Below are 14,543 nucleotides of genomic sequence, written 5' to 3'. Positions count from 1 at the left end.
GCATCACGCGACGCAGATAGGGATCGCGGGTCCAGTCGTTGATCTTCAGCGCGGTGAACAGCCGCTTCTGTTCAGCCTGGTCTTGGGTGTGACGCCCGATGCAGCGGCGTGCTTTGACCTTGGCGGCTTCCATGTTGGCGGTGATGTCGCCCTTGGCATCGCGCAAGGTTTCCTTCCAGGCATTGGCTGAGACCGGGAAGGCACGCTGTTGCTCAAGCCAACAGTCGCGAATCTGGCGATCTGACAGGCCCACGCCTTGAAGCGAGCCAAAGCGCTGCCAGACCTCGGAGCGTACTCGCCCGAGCCGCTTGGCCTGTTCGCACAGTGCCGCGAGCTTGCCCTGGTTGGGCCGCTTGGCGTGCAGGATGCGCGTCACCTTCATTCGGCGCTGTCCTGATCCGTATTCAGTGCCTCGTTGAGCTTTTTGCGAACGTTTCGCAATCCGTACAACCGAGACGAAAAGCAGTGCACGATGGTCATTAAGTCCTGCGCCATCTCCTGTTCGGGGGATAGCAGCTCTTGGTTGAGCACCAAGATCTCGCAGCCATGCGTCTTGGCATAATGCTCGAACCACTCGAACCCAAAGCGTGTCAGCCGATCCCTGTGGGCGAGGATCAGGGTGTTGATGCTCCGCTGCCCGATCTCATCCATGAGTGCCAAAAAACGCTTGCGCTTGAAGTTCAAACCGCCGCCCACTTCTTCGACGAACTCGACGTTCGCTAAACCTCTCGCCACGACAAACTCTTCCAGCACGCGACGCTGATTGGCCAGGTCTGGCTTCTGCGCCGTTGATGAGACCCTGCAGTAAGCCACCAGCCGCGTCGGTCTCTCAGGTCCCTGTTGCCATCCGATGAACTCACGCAATTGCGTCTCGGTGTAAAGGCGGCGATTGCTGTCGGTGCGTGCGACCGGAATGAGCCGCCCCTCGCGCTCCCAGCGCTGCAACGTCTTGACCGAAACGCCCAGCCGTTTCGCCGCTTTGCCTGTACTCATGGTGCTTTCCATGAGACAATAGTACACTATCGCGCATTTTTTGCAACACTAGAGTCTAGCTCCAAGACCCGGTCGTCGGCTTGATTGAAGGCCGTGGTGCGCACACGCACGACAGCAGTCGCCCCATCCGCCCGAGGCACCTTGGCCAGCACCTCCGTGCTCGCCGACTTGACCGCTAGCGCTGCAGAAGTTGACGGCAATTTGCCGTATTATCTCCTGAGTTCAAATCCATCGTGACGGGAGTCCATCATGCCGTCGGTGTCCTCAACCGCTCGCCTCGAAGCCCGCATCAGCAAAGATCTACATGCCTTACTCAAACCTGGCCTTCTATGCCGCCGGAGCCCATGCGGCCGTGCAGGCGCGGCAGCCGCTCAACGCCTGGCTCCAGCAAGCAGCCGCTTGGGAGCCTGACCGCGCTTGCAGGCAACGCACCCTGATGGGTTGTCTCGGGCAGCGCCAAGGCGATCTGGGCGCCGTCGGCCGAGCACCGTCTTGGGCTGCACAACTGCAACGGCGTGACGCACTCGCCATACCCGAACCGGGAACAGCCGAATGCGATCAACCGACCGCAGCAGTGGGCTGAGCGCCTCGCTGGGCAACGCAAAGGAAGATGACGGTCACGGAAGGCACGACTTACTGATACACCGAGTCATGATTGCCGATGTCAATCGGGATCACTTCGGCCTCTGTGATCAGCAGCTCGAGCGTGATGCGGTAGGAAAGATTGATCGAAACCGAGTGCAAGCCTTGGAGACGTCCATGCAGCGCATGCAGCCGCAACGACGGGTGAAAGGGATTGGCTTCGAGCAGTTGCAGTGTTTTCAGATACTGCCCTCGGAGTTCCGGATGGCGCTTCAGCCACTTGCCGGCACGCCGGTTGTAGCTGTCCGTGAAAACCAGCGTGAAGGACATCGGTTGAGCTCAGGATCGCTCCATCGCATCGAGACGCTCCAGATGCGCCTCGGCCGATTCCCTGATGACTCGCCCGGCGGCGAGGTCAGCGCGCGTCTCCGCGAGCGCCACGTCCAGTTCGCATTCCCGCAGATGCTGGTAGTGGTCAAGCGTCATCACCACGTAAGTTGGCCTGCCTCGCACCGCAACCAGCGCCTCGGTTTGCTCAGACAGCGCCTCGGCGATGGCGGTCACACCCCGTATTTTCAGATCGTTAGCGTTAAGATTGGCCATAGACACCCCTCGAGCATCCATCAAGACATACGCTTAAGAGTACGCTTAAGAGCACTGTTCGACAATACAGTCCGCCACGACCGCAGACAAGAGCCGAGCCTGACCGGCCGCCCTTTCCTCCACCCATCAGGTCTTCCACAACCACGCATTCGGCGCATAGGTCGCCTTCCTGCCGAACAGATCACAGCGCGCGCGATCCACACGGAAGACATCGGGATGTTCGCGGAAGAACGCCTGCAGCGCCCGGTTCGGACCTCCGTCGAAACGCTCGGAGAGCCCTCGCTCATCGAGGCCCTGTGGCGGTTGCAGCCTCATCCATCGCCCTGCAGGCGCAGGCGGGCGAAGGCTTGGGCGCTGGGTTGGCCGGCTTCGGCAGACCACCAAGTCATGTTCGACTCGGCCGCACCCAGCCGCAAGGCGCGGATGCGCAGCCGGCAGGCGCGGTTGGCCGGGTCCAGGCGCAAGGGCTGGGGTCGGCTGAGCGCCGCGCTGGGCAGCGCAAAGCGCAGGGTCTCCCAGCGCCCGGGCTTGATCCACTGCCGCAGCGAGGCCGGCTCGCGATACGGCGGCGCCTCGGCCGCCTTCACGCTGCAGACCACCGGTGAGCACCCGAAAGGCCTCAGGGCCGCTGCGCGGAAACAGATCGATCGGGTGGTCGGTCTTCATGCCCGGCAGGAGAGACGAACAGCGGCGCGCTCCGATCGCGCGGGCTGCAGAGGATCGGGCCGCGGTCGCCGCGCCTCAGTGGAAAATCGTCTCCGGCGTCTCGGCGCTGAGGATGCGTTTGGACCACTGCAGCAGTTGCTCAGGCTCGGCGGCGGTGATGCGCTCGCGGTAGGCCTCGGCGCTGTCGTGGCCGAATTTTTCTTGTAGCAACGTCAGCAGGATGAGGGCTTCGCCCTGCTGAATCCCCGCTTGTTCAACCGTCGTCACATACGGCATACGCTGTTGCTCCTCATAGGCATAGAGTGTTTGGCGAAAGTCGGCCTCAAGCGCCTTGGGCAGGCGGATCATCCAGTCGATGAGCCGGAACAGTTCCAAAATCCGTGCTTGCTCATAGCCGCGCTCGTACATCAGGCGAATCAGGCGGAACTTCCAGCCCTTGAGCGTCTCGGCATCCTCGGTGACCTTGGCGCGGATCTGCGCCATCACCACCAGGGCGAAGACATTGTCGCTGGCTTCGAGCTCAGCCCAGCGCTCGGGCTCGGCATAGTCCAGCAGTTTGACCATCGGAAAACGGAAGTCAACGCGGCAGTCCCAGAGTGCGCTGCTGAACTGCCGGGGGCGAAAGCGGTGATCCGTATCGGCCAAGACCGCGAGGCTGGCGACCGGCACCTGATAGCGGTCGCGGATCTTGTAGTGGTAGGTGTACATGCGCTCGGCAAAGGCGGTTTCCGGCTCGCCTTGCACCTCGACATGGATCAGCACCCAGACCGCGGTGCCATCGCGCAAGGTGACGCCGACCAGCTTGTCGGCATGGCGCCGGGTAGTCTTGGCCTCTTGCACCAGCTGTTGGAATTCCTTGTCAAGGAATTGCACGCCTTTGGACCAGTCGATCTCGGCATGGATGGCCGGGAACAGGAGGGCAAGGAACTCCGGAAAGAAGCGCTCGAGGGCCTCTTTCCAGGGGCTGTCATCGTCGCGCTTGGGCGATGCGGTCTCGGCGCTGTGCTTGTCGGTTGGCATGCCGGGAGTGTAGCCGATTCGGCAGCTGGGGTGCCACCAACCCGAAACCGTGGTGCATCCCCATTTTCCGTTCACCCAACCGTTCCGTGAATCCGCCCCAGAACTCCGGATCTGTAGCACGATCCACCTGAGCCTAGCCCAGACCACCCATCAGCTCTTCCACAACCAAGCATTCGGCGCATAGGTCGCATTCCTGCCGAACAGATCACAGAGCGCGCGATCCACGCGGAAGACATCGGGATGTTCGCTGAAGAACGCCTGCAGCGCCCGGTTCGGACCTCCGTCGTAACGCTCGGAGAGTCCCAAGTCATCGAGTACCCCATCTTCCATAACCAAAAGATCCCCGGTCTGCATCAGCTCGGCGAGCTGCGCCAAGGCGGCACGGCAGGCTTGATGGGTATGCGCGCTGTCCTCGGTCACAAGCCAGGGCCGTGGTGCCTCGATCAGCCCCTGTTCGGAGAACACCGCTGCCAAGGCATTGACATCGCCGGTCAGGAAGCGGATGCGCGGGTCATCGAGGCCCTGTGGCGGCTGCAGATCGATCGAGTACACCGGCGTCTCAAGACCATAGCTTTGCAACAGATCGGCAAACCAGAGCGCGCTGCCACCGGCCTTGCTGCCGATCTCGATCAGGGTCGCGGGCTTGAGTTCCCAGATCGCTTTGGCATAGAGCGCCAAGTCGATCGGACTCTTGAGACACGGCACTCCGCGATAGGTATATCCCAGGGTGCCGGCTTGGTAGCCCTTCAGGAACGGCGCCGGGAACGCAGTCTGATAGGAGCGACGTTCAACATTGGCAGGCTTACCCGGTTTCTTGAACCAAACCCCAGACCAATCCATTGCCTGAACCTCGGGAACAACTTCATCGCGGCCTGCAAAATAGTCCTCAACCGCCTGCCGGCAGGGTGGAAGAACCCCCCAATCATCAATGATCACGACGCCGCCCGGGCTCACGCGATCATACAGCGCGATCAATGCATCCATGGTGGACTCGTAGAGATCCCCGTCCAGACGCAGCAGGGCCAAATGCGCTGAAGGCGTCTTCTGCAGCGTCTCCTTAAACCAGCCTTTCAGGAAATGGACTTGATGGCTGAGAAGCCCGTAGAGCTCAAAATTGGTTTTCACCTCCTCCAGGCTGACAGCCAGCTCCGGAAAGACGCTCTTATCAAGGCGCAGGTGCGCATCAGGCTGCATGCTCGACGGCGGTACCCCGTCAAAGCTGTCCGCGAGAATCACCTTGCGATCCGTAATGCCATGGTCTTTCAGGAAGCCTGCCATTAACACACAAGCACCACCGCGCCATACCCCACATTCCATCAGATCGCCGGGAATCCCCTCGGCCAAGATGACATCAAGACAGTCATGCAGACCATCCAGCCGCTGACGCCCGATCATGGTGTGGCTGAAGCCAGCGTTGTGGATATTACGGTCGTAAAACTGCCCGATCGCGCGTGCGTTGCAGAGTTTTGCGTACTCTTCAGCGCGGGCGGTGCGAATGTTATGGTAAACAGCAAAGTCAAACGCTTCCTCCCCAGCCAAACATCGGCGCAGGTAGAGCAGTCGTAGCTCATCATCGAGATAAATCTCGTTGAGCAGGCACCGCTTCAGCAGATCGAGGTAAGGAGACACTGACATGCGCTTTCTCGCTGTCTGGGTTCAATGAACAGCCACCGGGCATGACGGAGCAAGTAATGTCGCAGCCACGCCTCTCGATCGTCGTCGTCGCCTACGACATGGCACGCGAGATACCGCGGACAATTCGCTCACTATCGCCGCTCATGCAGCGCGGGATCAAGGCCGACGACTACGAAATCATCCTGGTGGATAACGGCTCCCCAAACCCGCTGACCGCGGAGGCGTGTCCAGCGCATGGCGCAACGCTGCGTCTGCATCGCCAATCTCCCGCACCGGCCTCCCCGGTTGCCGCCGTCAATACCGGCTTGGCACTGGCTCGCGGCGATCTGATCGGGGTCATGATCGACGGCGCCCGCTTAGCGTCGCCCGGCCTCCTTGCGCAGGCCCTGACCGCCTCACGGCTGCATCATCGCCCTGTGATCGGCACGCTCGGATTCCATTTGGGGCCGAAGGTGCAGATGGATAGCGTCCGCGAGGGCTACGATCAGCAGGCCGAAGACGCCCTGCTCGCCGAGGTCGACTGGGAAACGGACGGCTATCACCTGTTTGATATCTCGGTCTTCGCGGGCTCGTCAGCCGGCGGCTGGTTTGCCATGCCAGCGGAGTGCAATGCAGTGTTCTTGCCAAGCGCGTTGTGGTCCGAACTGGGTGGTTTCGATCCCGGCTTTACGTCTGCGGGAGGCGGACTGGTGAACCTGGATACCTGGGCGCGGGCCTGTGCCCTGCCGGACAGCGACGTCATCCTGCTGTTGGGCGAGGGCACCTTTCACCAGATGCATGGCGGCATTGCGACAAATCGCCCAGACGCCCCCCGCGCTGCCTGGCAGGCGGAGTATCGACGCTTACGCGGTCGCACTTACCAGCGGCCCGACCGTCCCCTGTGCCATGTCGGGACCGTTGCACCACAGGCCTTGCGCAGCATCCAGAGAAACGGGAGCGCACAACAAGCCCTAACGCTCACCGGTTCACTCGCTACCCCGGCGGCTGCCATCCAGCCACAGACCACGCCAGTAGGCGAGCCTAGCCACCTTGCCAAGCCCGTAGCAGCGACGCCGGAGACCGTTACGCGTCTTGTGCTCGATGCACGCCAGCAGATCCTGCAAGCTGAGATCGAGCCCGCGATGGATGCAATTAGCCGCTTCAGGCGCTGACGCCCGCACCTGCTCGCGCCACTGATCCCGCTCCACTGGCTGCTGCAGCACCGTAGGTATCCGCGCGAAGCCGCCGCGCTGCTCGCGGACCTGCATGCGGCCTTCCCCAACGACCCGCGGCCGCCAGCGATGCCCCCAGCAACAGCGCAGCTGCAGAACGCACATTGACCAACCCCGCTGACCCCGGATAATCCCGCCAAACACCGCGATCAAGCGCACGCAGCCCCAACTCAGCAACCAACCCAAGCCCAACCACCGCCATGCAACTCATCGTCCTCGGCATGCACCGCTCCGGCACCTCAGCAGTCACACGCATGATCAACATGATGGGCGCTTACCTCGGCGCCGAGGGCAGCTTCCAGCGCGCAAGCGAATCCAACCCCAAAGGCCACTGGGAACGCGTCGATGTCATGCAGTTCAACGACGCCCTGTTCCGCTCGGTCAGCGCCAGTTGGTGGCAGCTCAGCCGGTTCTGCCCCGCCAACATCCCCGCTGAGGCGCGCGCTGAGTTTGAGCGGCAGGCGCGCAACCTGATTCTCAATCTCGACGCCCATCGGCCCTGGGTGCTGAAAGACCCGCGCCTGTGCGTGCTCTTTCCCTGCTGGCGGCCGTTGCTCGAGGTGCCGGTCATCCTGCACGTCTTTCGCCATCCGATCCAGGTCGCGCAATCGCTGCAGCAGCGCGAGGGCTTCCCGCTGGCGTTCGGCATCGCGCTCTGGGAGCGCCATCTGCGCGATGCGCTGAACAGCAGCCGCGGTCTTCCGCGCTTGGCGGTGCGCCATGAGGACATGCTGGCCAATCCGGTCGCCACCACCACCGCGCTGTTCGAGGGGCTCAGCGCGTTGGAGGTGCAAGGCCTGCGGCGACCGACCGCCCGCGAGATCAGCGCCTTTATCGACCCGCGCTTGCATCGCCAACGCGGCGACGATGCCTTGGCCAGCGAGCACATGGACGCCAAGCAGTGGGCGCTCTACCAGGCCGCGCGGGCACTCGATTGGCCAACCCTTGAGGCGCTTGCCGCGCAACCCCTGAGTGAAAGCGCACAACGTACCCAGCAGGGCTATGAGGCGAGCCGCGCGCAACAGAAGCAATCACAACAGGCCGCGGTGCCGCCGGCAGCAACGCCCGCTCCGCCACCGGCTCCAGCCGCTCCCGCCAAGCCTACCCCGCCAGCGGAAACCCCAGCTCAGCTCTTAGCGCGACGACAAGGCGCCTGGCTGCAGGGCCAGTGGCAACCGCTGATCGCCCTGACGCCAGAACAGATCCGCACGCATCCACAGCGCACACGGCTGGCCTTCTATGCCGCCGGAGCCCAGGCGGCCGTGCAGGCACGGCAGCCGCTCAACGCCTGGCTCGAGCAAGCAGCCGCTTGGGAGCCTGACCGCGCCTGCAGGCAACGCACCCTGATGGGTTGTCTTGGGCAGCGCCTAGGCCGGTCACCAGCCACAGACAGGGTGGCCAGCGCGTGGGCTGCAACTCTGCAGCGAGGTAACGCGCTATCGGCATCATCATGAGCGAACCGAGCTGATCCGGGCGAATGCCGGCGCCAATCAAAAATAAATCGAGCCCCTTTAATTGGAGACTTGGCGCTAAGCCGGACTTGGTTCGCGCGGCCATCCTGGCCAAATCCGCTCACGCTCTGCGTCAATGCCGCTCATGTCCATCTTTATGCGCTTTACGGCTTGACATTAGAAATAAATTCGAGCCTGGAGGCTGGCCCCTTTGATTCAAACGCTCAAACCATCTTTAGCTCGTCGAGCAAATCGGGATGACGGTCAAGCAGCTTGAATAACTTCACAAGCGCAAGCGGCGGTTTAGTCTTACCGGTTTCGTAGCGGGAGAAGGCATTGACACCTCCACCGAAGAGCTCCGCCGCCTCGCGTTGCCCAAGATGCAATTTCTTGCGCACTTTGGCAAGAAAGTCAGGGTCGACAATCGCCGCATTCACCTGCTTGTTGAATGCCTGCATCTCACACATGACGCGCTCGGTTTCGGCCCGATCGGTGATGGATTCATCGCACGCCGGGCAAAAATCAGCCGTGACCGACGGAATAAGCGTGGTTTCGCCCTTGTAGGTGTAGGGGATGTCGCGCGTGTCGCGAATCAGTTCCGCCGCGCCGCAAACAGGACACTTCATGATCACAACTCCTTGAAGGACACGATCAGAAGATCGTCGATCACCGTCAATTTCAGGTAGAGTTCGCCAGCCCGCGTGTTTGGCCGATAGACATCCTGCCAGACCCGATGATCGGCATAGGTCGTCATGCTTTTGTAGAAATCCTGCGGCGTCAGTGCCATCAAGACCTCCAGCATCTCTGAGAAGGAAAACCCCAGGCTACTCGCCGTTTCTCGCGCGGATCGGGTGGCGCGTACCCGGCCAGCCCTGACCAGGGCTTGCACGGCATCCAGCTTGCAGTGCGGGGTGCGTTTCTCCATCACCAGAAGCTAACCTATTTGGTTATAGCTGGCAAGCGGGACATCGACGTCAACGCCTGGGAAAGTGCTCGGCGTTCCGTTCACCAGACCCTTAGAACTCCGGATCTGTAGCACAATCCATCTGAGCCTACCGCAACCGCAAGTCCGTCCCTTCATTACCGGCTCGCATCGAGCGCGCTCCAGTAGGCCTTGGCGCTATCGAGCAGGCTAAAGGTGCCGAGCACATTGGTCTCGATGAAGCCAGCACCGCCGGTGACAAGGAGCGTCTTGGCCATCACAGCCCTCCTCCGCCAAGCGCAACGGTCGCGGTAGGGACGGCGGTCACCCGCCGCCCCTACCGCGACCTAGGCGCTGACGTCGTGGGATGCTTTGAGTTGGATAAATAAATCGAGCCTGGCCCCTTTGATTCGGCGGATTCAGCGCCTGGCAGTGGCGGCAGCCTAAAACCGCAGCACGTCCCCACAGGGGCGCTCCGGCGTAGCGGCGAGCCGTGCGGATCACCGTACGGAATTCAGTATCCTGTCACCGGAACAGGATCAGGTGCGGGATCTTGCCCCGCCCTGGCCGCCTGCGCGGCGAGATAGCGACCGACTGACTTGCGAGCCTTGCGCTAGCCTTCTGGCGCGACCAAGGTTTGCGGAGCAACCGCCTGCGCAAAAGCGCGCACGCTTAGAATGGGTGTCGCGATCAGCCCCTGCGCCTCGCTGAAATCGCCATCCCCAGTGATCAAATAATCCGCTTTGCCAGAGGCCGCGCACATCAGAAAAGGCGCATCCTTGCGGTCGCGCGGGAAGTCGATGTTATCCCTCGCTTCGATCAGCTGCGTATCGGACGCGAGCAGTTCTAACCACCAGTTGATGGTTGCACGAGGCAAGTTGAATTTCGGGCGCTGAATGACCGCGCTGTATTCGGCCATGATCTCGGGTGTCACCTACCACTCGATATCCGAATGCCCCAAGCACCACAGCAGCACGCGTTCGGGCAGACGATCCCGAATCACCGCTGACACCAGGAGATTGGTGTCGATCACCACCCGCATGAGCGCCCGCTCCGCTGCGCGTCGATCTCGGCTGCAATGTCCTCGTCGGTTAGCGCTGCCGACTCGGGCAGACGCTGCACATGGCGCATCAGCGCACGCCAGCTTTCGGTTCGCTCCTCAGGCTGGCGCGTTTGATCAACCACCAGCACTTCCAACAAGGCACCTTCCGGGAAAGGCATGCCTTCCAGCACAAGGCGGCTTGAAGCATCCATGCGGACGTAGGTCTTGTAGGCATTCATGGTGGGTCTCGGATATTGGCTCGGTGCAGCTCAAAATTCGAGTGTAGCCGATTCTTCGCAGCTCACCGCAATGGCCCGCATCCGCTCATTGTCTGGACGCGCTTGCGCGCGCATGATCGCGCCCCCGCGCTTTGCCGTGACTTGCAGCGGTGCCGACGCCGGTGTGCGGAGGATCGGCTCGCCAGGCGCCGGGCTGAGGCTGACCGACAGCGTCAACGGCCCGCGCGAGCCGGGCAGTCGGTCGAGATCCGCCGGCTCTAGCGGACACTGGGGCGAGCTGATCCGTAACAGCCGCTCGGGCTGCTCGGCACTGGCCAATAGCGCCGCTCCCTGCTGAATCCACCAATACAGCTCGGGATGGCCGTGCCAGTGGTCGGCGACTGGCACAGGTGTCGCACCCTGCACCTGATCGCAGACCAACAGCTGCTTGCGGCCGATCAACCAGACCGCCCGCCATGCCAGATCCTCGGGCGCATGTCCGCCGCGTAGCCCCAGTGTGGCGTTCAGCTGGATTGGTGCGTCTCCGCTCGGGGGTTGCGGCGACACCGTCTCCGCTGCCCGCGTCAGCGCGACCAGTGCATCCGCGCGCAAGGCCGGCAGGGCACAGCGCGCCAAGGCCCAGGCCGTGGTCGCGGTTGGCTGCAAGGCGTGCAGCTTGGCCAAGGCGGACCAGACAAAGGGCATCCGTACCGGCTCGACATCGCCCAAGGGGGCGCTGGCCATGAGGTCGCCCGGCGCGGCCAAGGCCAGCGGTTGCGCCAGCAGCCCGGCCCAGGCCGGGTGCGCGGATAGCTTCTCGCGCGCCTGCGGGGGCTGCGTCGTCAGCCAATCGGCCAGGAAGCTCAGCAGATAGCCATCGTAAGAGACGCCTTCGGTGAAGCCCTGCTGTCGCCGCTCCAGTACGGCGCCAAAGAGCAGCGACACCCGCTCGTGCAGGCGCGCCGCCGCCGGATGTGCCACCGCCGTGGCGGCCAGTGCCAGGGCGCAGGCGCCTTAACATACACCGGTCGCGAGCAGCGCCGCGCGATCCGGGAAGGGCGCGTACAGGCGATCCGACAACGGCAGGGCATCCGCCACCGCCCGCTCCAGCGCGGCGTGCAAGCGCGTTTGCAGACCCGCATCGAGCCAGTCCCAGTGGGTGACGGCCACCCAGAGGATGCGCACCGCATGCGCGAAGGCCAGATCCGCTCGGTTGGTTTCGCGATAGCCAGGCCAGGCCGTGAGTGCCGCCAGGTCCGCCACAACCGCTGTGCGCGCCGCCGCCGAGTCCAGGAAAGTGACCGCCGCGCCGAGGGTTTCGATGCGATCCTCCAAGGCCCACAGCAGCCAGATAGTCCAGGGGTAGCGAGCGGTGAAGTTGCGAACGGGATAGGTAGCCGTTAGGGGTGCGAGGACCGAGATCGACATCGCTGCGCAGCAGCGCGAGCGATTCGGACAAACGCAGGCCTGTCGCGGCAATCGTCCCGAACAGGTAATGATCGGTCCACCTTCGCAGCGCATCGAGCGGTGGCAGGGCCAAGGCGGCGGTCAATAACGCACGGATCTCCGCATCGCTGTAGAGATAGGGTTTGGCGCGCTGCAGCGGCGATTGCAGACCTCCCGGCCAAGGCAGGCTCAACGAGCGAAGCCCCTCAAGATCGACTTTTGCATCGATGCGCGTGGTGTCGGGGTGCGCGTGTCCGAGCACGTGGCCGATCTGGGACAAGGTGGCACCGGCGCGCAGGGACCAACACATGGCCTTGCCAGACGCCGCGCTTGCGTCCCGAGCGTGGCGCTCGACGTAGCCGATGACATCCGCGTGTCCAATCTTGCCGAGATCGCTGGCGCCGGCGGGACAAACCTCGACTGGATTGACTGCTTGCGACCTCGGTGGCTCAGGTAGCGTGCGATCACGTGCTCATCGAGTCGAGCAAGCCCCATGCGGCGGCTGGCCAGCCACTTCAAGAGACCATCGGTGAGGTTCAGACATCGCCAGACGCCGTGGCAAGCGAGCCCCTCTTTGACCAGGCGGGTGGTGTAGTGAACGATCAGAGGTCCGTGGGGCCCGTTCCTCAGACGTTGGAACAGCCGACTATTACGCAAGTACTCTTCCGCCAACATGATCTTGTCCTCCGGTGTTGAACGCGGAGAGACAAGACTATGCCGAACAGGTCACACTGCATTTTCGACGAGGCTTGGCGAGCATCCTTGCATTCGGCATAGTTCGGCGCGCGGCATAAACCGCGAAGGCCAATGGCCTCGAGCCTTGGGCGTACCTCAACCATCTCTTCGAACAGCTGCCCGCTGCGAAGACGCCCGAGGCCATCGCTGCGCTGCTGCCGCACAATCTAAAAATGGACGACCTCAATCAGCAGCCGTCAATCCGGTAGTTCGCTGGACGCTTACCGGCGACCGGCCCGGTCATGCTATTCGGCCTTGGCAATACAGCAGCGCACGCCGATCGCGCGGGCTGCAGAGGATCGGGCCGCGGTCCCGCGCCTCAGTGGAAAATCGTCTCCGGCGTCTCGGCGCTGAGGATGCGTTTGGACCATTGCAGCAGTTGCTCAGGCTCGGCGGCGGTGATGCGCTCGCGGTAGACCTCGGCGCTGTCGTGGCCGAATTTCTCCTGTAACTGAGCCAGCAGGATGAGGGCTTCGCCCTGCTGAATCCCCGCTTGTTCAACCGTCGTCACATACGGCATACGCTGTTGCTCCTCATAGGCATAGAGTGTTTGGCGAAAGTCGGCTTCCAGCGCCTTGGGCAGGCGGATCATCCAGTCGATGAGCCGGAACAGTTCCAAAATCCGTGCTTGCTCATAACCGCGCTCGTACATCAGGCGAATCAGGCGGAATTTCCAGCCCTTGAGCGTCTCGGCATCCTCAGTGACCTTGGCGCGGATCTGCGCCATCACCACCAGGGCGAAGACGTTGTCGCTGGCTTCGCGCGGGGAGGCTCCGCTGCGCTCGGATTTGCATCGCCTCGGGGCCTGCGACTGACGTCAGCTCGGCTGGCGAACCGGCGCTGATCGTGCCGTGACGCCAGCGCATTTGCTGCCAGCACGCGACAGTGATTGCCTGATGCCGGGTCTGGCAAGAACGCCGCTCAGATACCGCTTACGGCGCAGCGGACCCGGGCGGCGCTAGCAGTGGACTCACCGCCAGCAGGAACCCGTCGTAAGACGTTGTTTGATTGTCGAAGTCGGCGGAGACAACGACAACATAGCCGAGCTTGGTCAGACGCTCCGCACACTGGTGATGGAGTTGTTGTGAATGCGTTGAGAGAAACAGGTAATCGACCTGCCGACGCTCCAGCGCCTGGCGGGCATCGTCCAGCATCGCCAGCTCGGCGCCTTGGATATCGGCGTGCAGGATGTCGAGCTTGTCCCAGCCGGATTCCGCCATATAGGCATCCACCTTGAAGTCATCCGGCCCGACCTTGGCCTGGATGAAGCGCCCGCTGTAGCCGTGGCGGGCAAAATTGAGGCGACCCGACTCCAGATTGTCCGGCTCTGGCTCCACCATGCAGGCTTCGGCATTGGGCCGCTGTTGCTTGCACCACATGGAGTAGTGCGCCCAGAGTGCACCCAACTCCAGCATGAACGGGCGCGACGGTAGCCGCTTGAGGATCTCTTGAAAACAATACTCCTCCAGCGGCTCGTGCACGCCACGATTGATGACGAGCAGGTTGCTGAAATCATCGTAATACGCATACTTGCCCGCAACCGGCACGCGATGGCCGTTGTGCAAGTAAACCAAGCCATCCTCGACCAGCCCTGCCCGCGCATGGCGTGGAATGTACGCATTGAGCGGATCGCTGACGACCTCACGAAAGCGGCCGAAATAGTCTGATGCCGCTGCCTTGGGTAACGCGGGGTCGCGGACGCTGAGCGGGGCCGTACGCAGAAAGTCCCAGCCGTGACAGGCCGCGGCAATCGAGCGTTCAAGGGCATGAGCCGTTCGGCCCGCTTCGCCGATGCCTGGTGCGTGACGGCCCGTTTGGCGGCGGAGGTCGCGACGACAATCGGCGAGATTGCGCTCCAAGGGGAAGAGCCGTGCATAACAGTCATCGACGCGCAACGGGTTCATACCGATTGAGCTTCCGAAAAATGGTGTCTTTCACAATCCCAGGCGACGACCTTCTCTTGGGCCCAAACCAAGCACCTGGATGCCCCTCAAACAGTCCGTTGCACTGCTGTTGACA

18 protein-coding genes and 2 pseudogenes are annotated in these 14,543 nt (G+C 62.6%); 4 read left to right on the top strand and 16 right to left on the bottom strand.

What is annotated here, in order from left to right:
* A pseudogene (locus CCR96_RS21975) lies at positions 1-382 on the bottom strand (RNA-guided endonuclease TnpB family protein); the annotation flags it as partial.
* Positions 379-993 (bottom strand): IS607 family transposase, encoded by a 615-nt coding sequence (locus tag CCR96_RS21970; RefSeq protein ID WP_242519288.1) that lies wholly within the window; start codon positions 991-993, stop codon positions 379-381. The gene CCR96_RS21970 and the pseudogene CCR96_RS21975, both read right to left, overlap by 4 nt.
* A 304-nt stretch (positions 994-1,297) precedes the next feature.
* Between CCR96_RS21970 and CCR96_RS21965 the strand changes: the two genes are divergently transcribed.
* Entirely contained in the window at positions 1,298-1,576 is a 279-nt protein-coding gene (locus CCR96_RS21965; RefSeq protein ID WP_201223729.1) for a hypothetical protein, read from the top strand.
* A 50-nt stretch (positions 1,577-1,626) separates the two neighbouring features.
* Here CCR96_RS21965 and CCR96_RS21960 read toward each other — a convergent pair whose 3' ends face one another.
* The 6 genes from CCR96_RS21960 to CCR96_RS21935 form a co-directional block, all read right to left on the bottom strand.
* On the bottom strand, positions 1,627-1,905 hold the full coding sequence (locus tag CCR96_RS21960; protein ID WP_201223727.1) for a type II toxin-antitoxin system RelE/ParE family toxin: 279 nt from the start codon (positions 1,903-1,905) through the stop codon (positions 1,627-1,629).
* Between the two features lie 9 nt (positions 1,906-1,914).
* The gene (locus tag CCR96_RS21955; RefSeq protein ID WP_201223719.1) at positions 1,915-2,178 is read right to left on the bottom strand and encodes a hypothetical protein; all 264 of its coding nucleotides are present in this window, start codon (positions 2,176-2,178) and stop codon (positions 1,915-1,917) included.
* Positions 2,179-2,304: 126 nt separating this feature from the next.
* Positions 2,305-2,493, bottom strand: a complete 189-nt coding sequence (locus CCR96_RS21950) for a hypothetical protein (protein ID WP_201223717.1) — start codon at positions 2,491-2,493, stop codon at positions 2,305-2,307.
* The gene (locus tag CCR96_RS21945) at positions 2,490-2,765 is read right to left on the bottom strand and encodes a hypothetical protein (RefSeq protein WP_201223715.1); all 276 of its coding nucleotides are present in this window, start codon (positions 2,763-2,765) and stop codon (positions 2,490-2,492) included. The genes CCR96_RS21950 and CCR96_RS21945 overlap by 4 nt, the downstream gene beginning before the upstream one ends.
* A gap of 154 nt (positions 2,766-2,919) precedes the next feature.
* On the bottom strand, positions 2,920-3,864 hold the full coding sequence (locus CCR96_RS21940) for an RpnC/YadD family protein (protein ID WP_201223713.1): 945 nt from the start codon (positions 3,862-3,864) through the stop codon (positions 2,920-2,922).
* 150 nt (positions 3,865-4,014) lie between these two features.
* Complete coding sequence (locus CCR96_RS21935) at positions 4,015-5,499, bottom strand: CmcI family methyltransferase (protein ID WP_201223711.1); 1,485 nt, start codon at positions 5,497-5,499, stop codon at positions 4,015-4,017.
* Between the two features lie 56 nt (positions 5,500-5,555).
* On the opposite strand from CCR96_RS21935, the gene CCR96_RS21930 reads away from it, so the two are divergent.
* Both CCR96_RS21930 and CCR96_RS21925 read left to right on the top strand, forming a co-directional pair.
* Positions 5,556-6,650: a glycosyltransferase family 2 protein gene (locus tag CCR96_RS21930; RefSeq protein WP_201223709.1), complete on the top strand. Its 1,095-nt coding sequence runs from the start codon at positions 5,556-5,558 to the stop codon at positions 6,648-6,650.
* A 260-nt stretch (positions 6,651-6,910) separates the two neighbouring features.
* On the top strand, positions 6,911-8,164 hold the full coding sequence (locus CCR96_RS21925; RefSeq protein WP_201223707.1) for a sulfotransferase family protein: 1,254 nt from the start codon (positions 6,911-6,913) through the stop codon (positions 8,162-8,164).
* 221 nt (positions 8,165-8,385) lie between these two features.
* Here CCR96_RS21925 and CCR96_RS21920 read toward each other — a convergent pair whose 3' ends face one another.
* From CCR96_RS21920 to CCR96_RS21895, 6 genes are all read right to left on the bottom strand, one after another.
* A complete protein-coding gene (locus CCR96_RS21920; protein WP_201223705.1) occupies positions 8,386-8,787 on the bottom strand; it encodes a type II toxin-antitoxin system MqsA family antitoxin in 402 nt (133 codons plus the stop codon).
* A 2-nt stretch (positions 8,788-8,789) separates the two neighbouring features.
* The gene (locus CCR96_RS21915) at positions 8,790-9,086 is read right to left on the bottom strand and encodes a type II toxin-antitoxin system MqsR family toxin (protein WP_201223703.1); all 297 of its coding nucleotides are present in this window, start codon (positions 9,084-9,086) and stop codon (positions 8,790-8,792) included.
* A 610-nt stretch (positions 9,087-9,696) separates the two neighbouring features.
* Complete coding sequence (locus CCR96_RS21910; protein WP_338035932.1) at positions 9,697-10,017, bottom strand: putative toxin-antitoxin system toxin component, PIN family; 321 nt, start codon at positions 10,015-10,017, stop codon at positions 9,697-9,699.
* Positions 10,018-10,112: 95 nt separating this feature from the next.
* On the bottom strand, positions 10,113-10,364 hold the full coding sequence (locus CCR96_RS21905; RefSeq protein ID WP_201223701.1) for a hypothetical protein: 252 nt from the start codon (positions 10,362-10,364) through the stop codon (positions 10,113-10,115).
* Between the two features lie 30 nt (positions 10,365-10,394).
* Entirely contained in the window at positions 10,395-11,324 is a 930-nt protein-coding gene (locus CCR96_RS21900) for a hypothetical protein (protein ID WP_201223699.1), read from the bottom strand.
* A gap of 33 nt (positions 11,325-11,357) precedes the next feature.
* The gene (locus tag CCR96_RS21895; protein WP_201223691.1) at positions 11,358-11,771 is read right to left on the bottom strand and encodes a hypothetical protein; all 414 of its coding nucleotides are present in this window, start codon (positions 11,769-11,771) and stop codon (positions 11,358-11,360) included.
* 812 nt (positions 11,772-12,583) lie between these two features.
* Between CCR96_RS21895 and CCR96_RS21890 the strand changes: the two are divergent.
* Positions 12,584-12,733 (top strand): annotated as a pseudogene (locus CCR96_RS21890) (transposase domain-containing protein); the annotation flags it as partial.
* Positions 12,734-12,843: 110 nt separating this feature from the next.
* Here CCR96_RS21890 and CCR96_RS21885 read toward each other — a convergent pair.
* Entirely contained in the window at positions 12,844-13,251 is a 408-nt protein-coding gene (locus CCR96_RS21885) for a transposase (RefSeq protein WP_201223689.1), read from the bottom strand.
* 205 nt (positions 13,252-13,456) lie between these two features.
* Positions 13,457-14,428, bottom strand: a complete 972-nt coding sequence (locus CCR96_RS21880; protein WP_201223687.1) for a class I SAM-dependent methyltransferase — start codon at positions 14,426-14,428, stop codon at positions 13,457-13,459.
* Positions 14,429-14,543: the final 115 nt, after the last annotated feature.

The organism is Halochromatium roseum (assembly GCF_016653315.1).
Taxonomy (GTDB): domain Bacteria; phylum Pseudomonadota; class Gammaproteobacteria; order Chromatiales; family Chromatiaceae; genus Lamprobacter; species Lamprobacter roseus.
Note: the sequence above shows the minus strand (reverse complement) of the source record. Positions and strands in the feature narration are given on the sequence as shown.

What these genes read in the sequence shown, in the direction of transcription:
- CCR96_RS21970 (WP_242519288.1), bottom strand. Translation starts at nt 993, where the DNA reads ATGAGTACAGGCAAAGCGGCGAAACGGCTGGGCGTTTCGGTCAAGACG.
- CCR96_RS21965 (WP_201223729.1), top strand. Translation starts at nt 1,298, where the DNA reads ATGCCTTACTCAAACCTGGCCTTCTATGCCGCCGGAGCCCATGCGGCC.
- CCR96_RS21960 (WP_201223727.1), bottom strand. Translation starts at nt 1,905, where the DNA reads ATGTCCTTCACGCTGGTTTTCACGGACAGCTACAACCGGCGTGCCGGC.
- CCR96_RS21955 (WP_201223719.1), bottom strand. Translation starts at nt 2,178, where the DNA reads ATGGCCAATCTTAACGCTAACGATCTGAAAATACGGGGTGTGACCGCC.
- CCR96_RS21950 (WP_201223717.1), bottom strand. Translation starts at nt 2,493, where the DNA reads ATGAGGCTGCAACCGCCACAGGGCCTCGATGAGCGAGGGCTCTCCGAG.
- CCR96_RS21940 (WP_201223713.1), bottom strand. Translation starts at nt 3,864, where the DNA reads ATGCCAACCGACAAGCACAGCGCCGAGACCGCATCGCCCAAGCGCGAC.
- CCR96_RS21935 (WP_201223711.1), bottom strand. Translation starts at nt 5,499, where the DNA reads ATGTCAGTGTCTCCTTACCTCGATCTGCTGAAGCGGTGCCTGCTCAAC.
- CCR96_RS21930 (WP_201223709.1), top strand. Translation starts at nt 5,556, where the DNA reads ATGTCGCAGCCACGCCTCTCGATCGTCGTCGTCGCCTACGACATGGCA.
- CCR96_RS21925 (WP_201223707.1), top strand. Translation starts at nt 6,911, where the DNA reads ATGCAACTCATCGTCCTCGGCATGCACCGCTCCGGCACCTCAGCAGTC.
- CCR96_RS21920 (WP_201223705.1), bottom strand. Translation starts at nt 8,787, where the DNA reads ATGAAGTGTCCTGTTTGCGGCGCGGCGGAACTGATTCGCGACACGCGC.
- CCR96_RS21915 (WP_201223703.1), bottom strand. Translation starts at nt 9,086, where the DNA reads ATGGAGAAACGCACCCCGCACTGCAAGCTGGATGCCGTGCAAGCCCTG.
- CCR96_RS21905 (WP_201223701.1), bottom strand. Translation starts at nt 10,364, where the DNA reads ATGAATGCCTACAAGACCTACGTCCGCATGGATGCTTCAAGCCGCCTT.
- CCR96_RS21895 (WP_201223691.1), bottom strand. Translation starts at nt 11,771, where the DNA reads ATGTCGATCTCGGTCCTCGCACCCCTAACGGCTACCTATCCCGTTCGC.
- CCR96_RS21885 (WP_201223689.1), bottom strand. Translation starts at nt 13,251, where the DNA reads ATGGCGCAGATCCGCGCCAAGGTCACTGAGGATGCCGAGACGCTCAAG.
- CCR96_RS21880 (WP_201223687.1), bottom strand. Translation starts at nt 14,428, where the DNA reads ATGAACCCGTTGCGCGTCGATGACTGTTATGCACGGCTCTTCCCCTTG.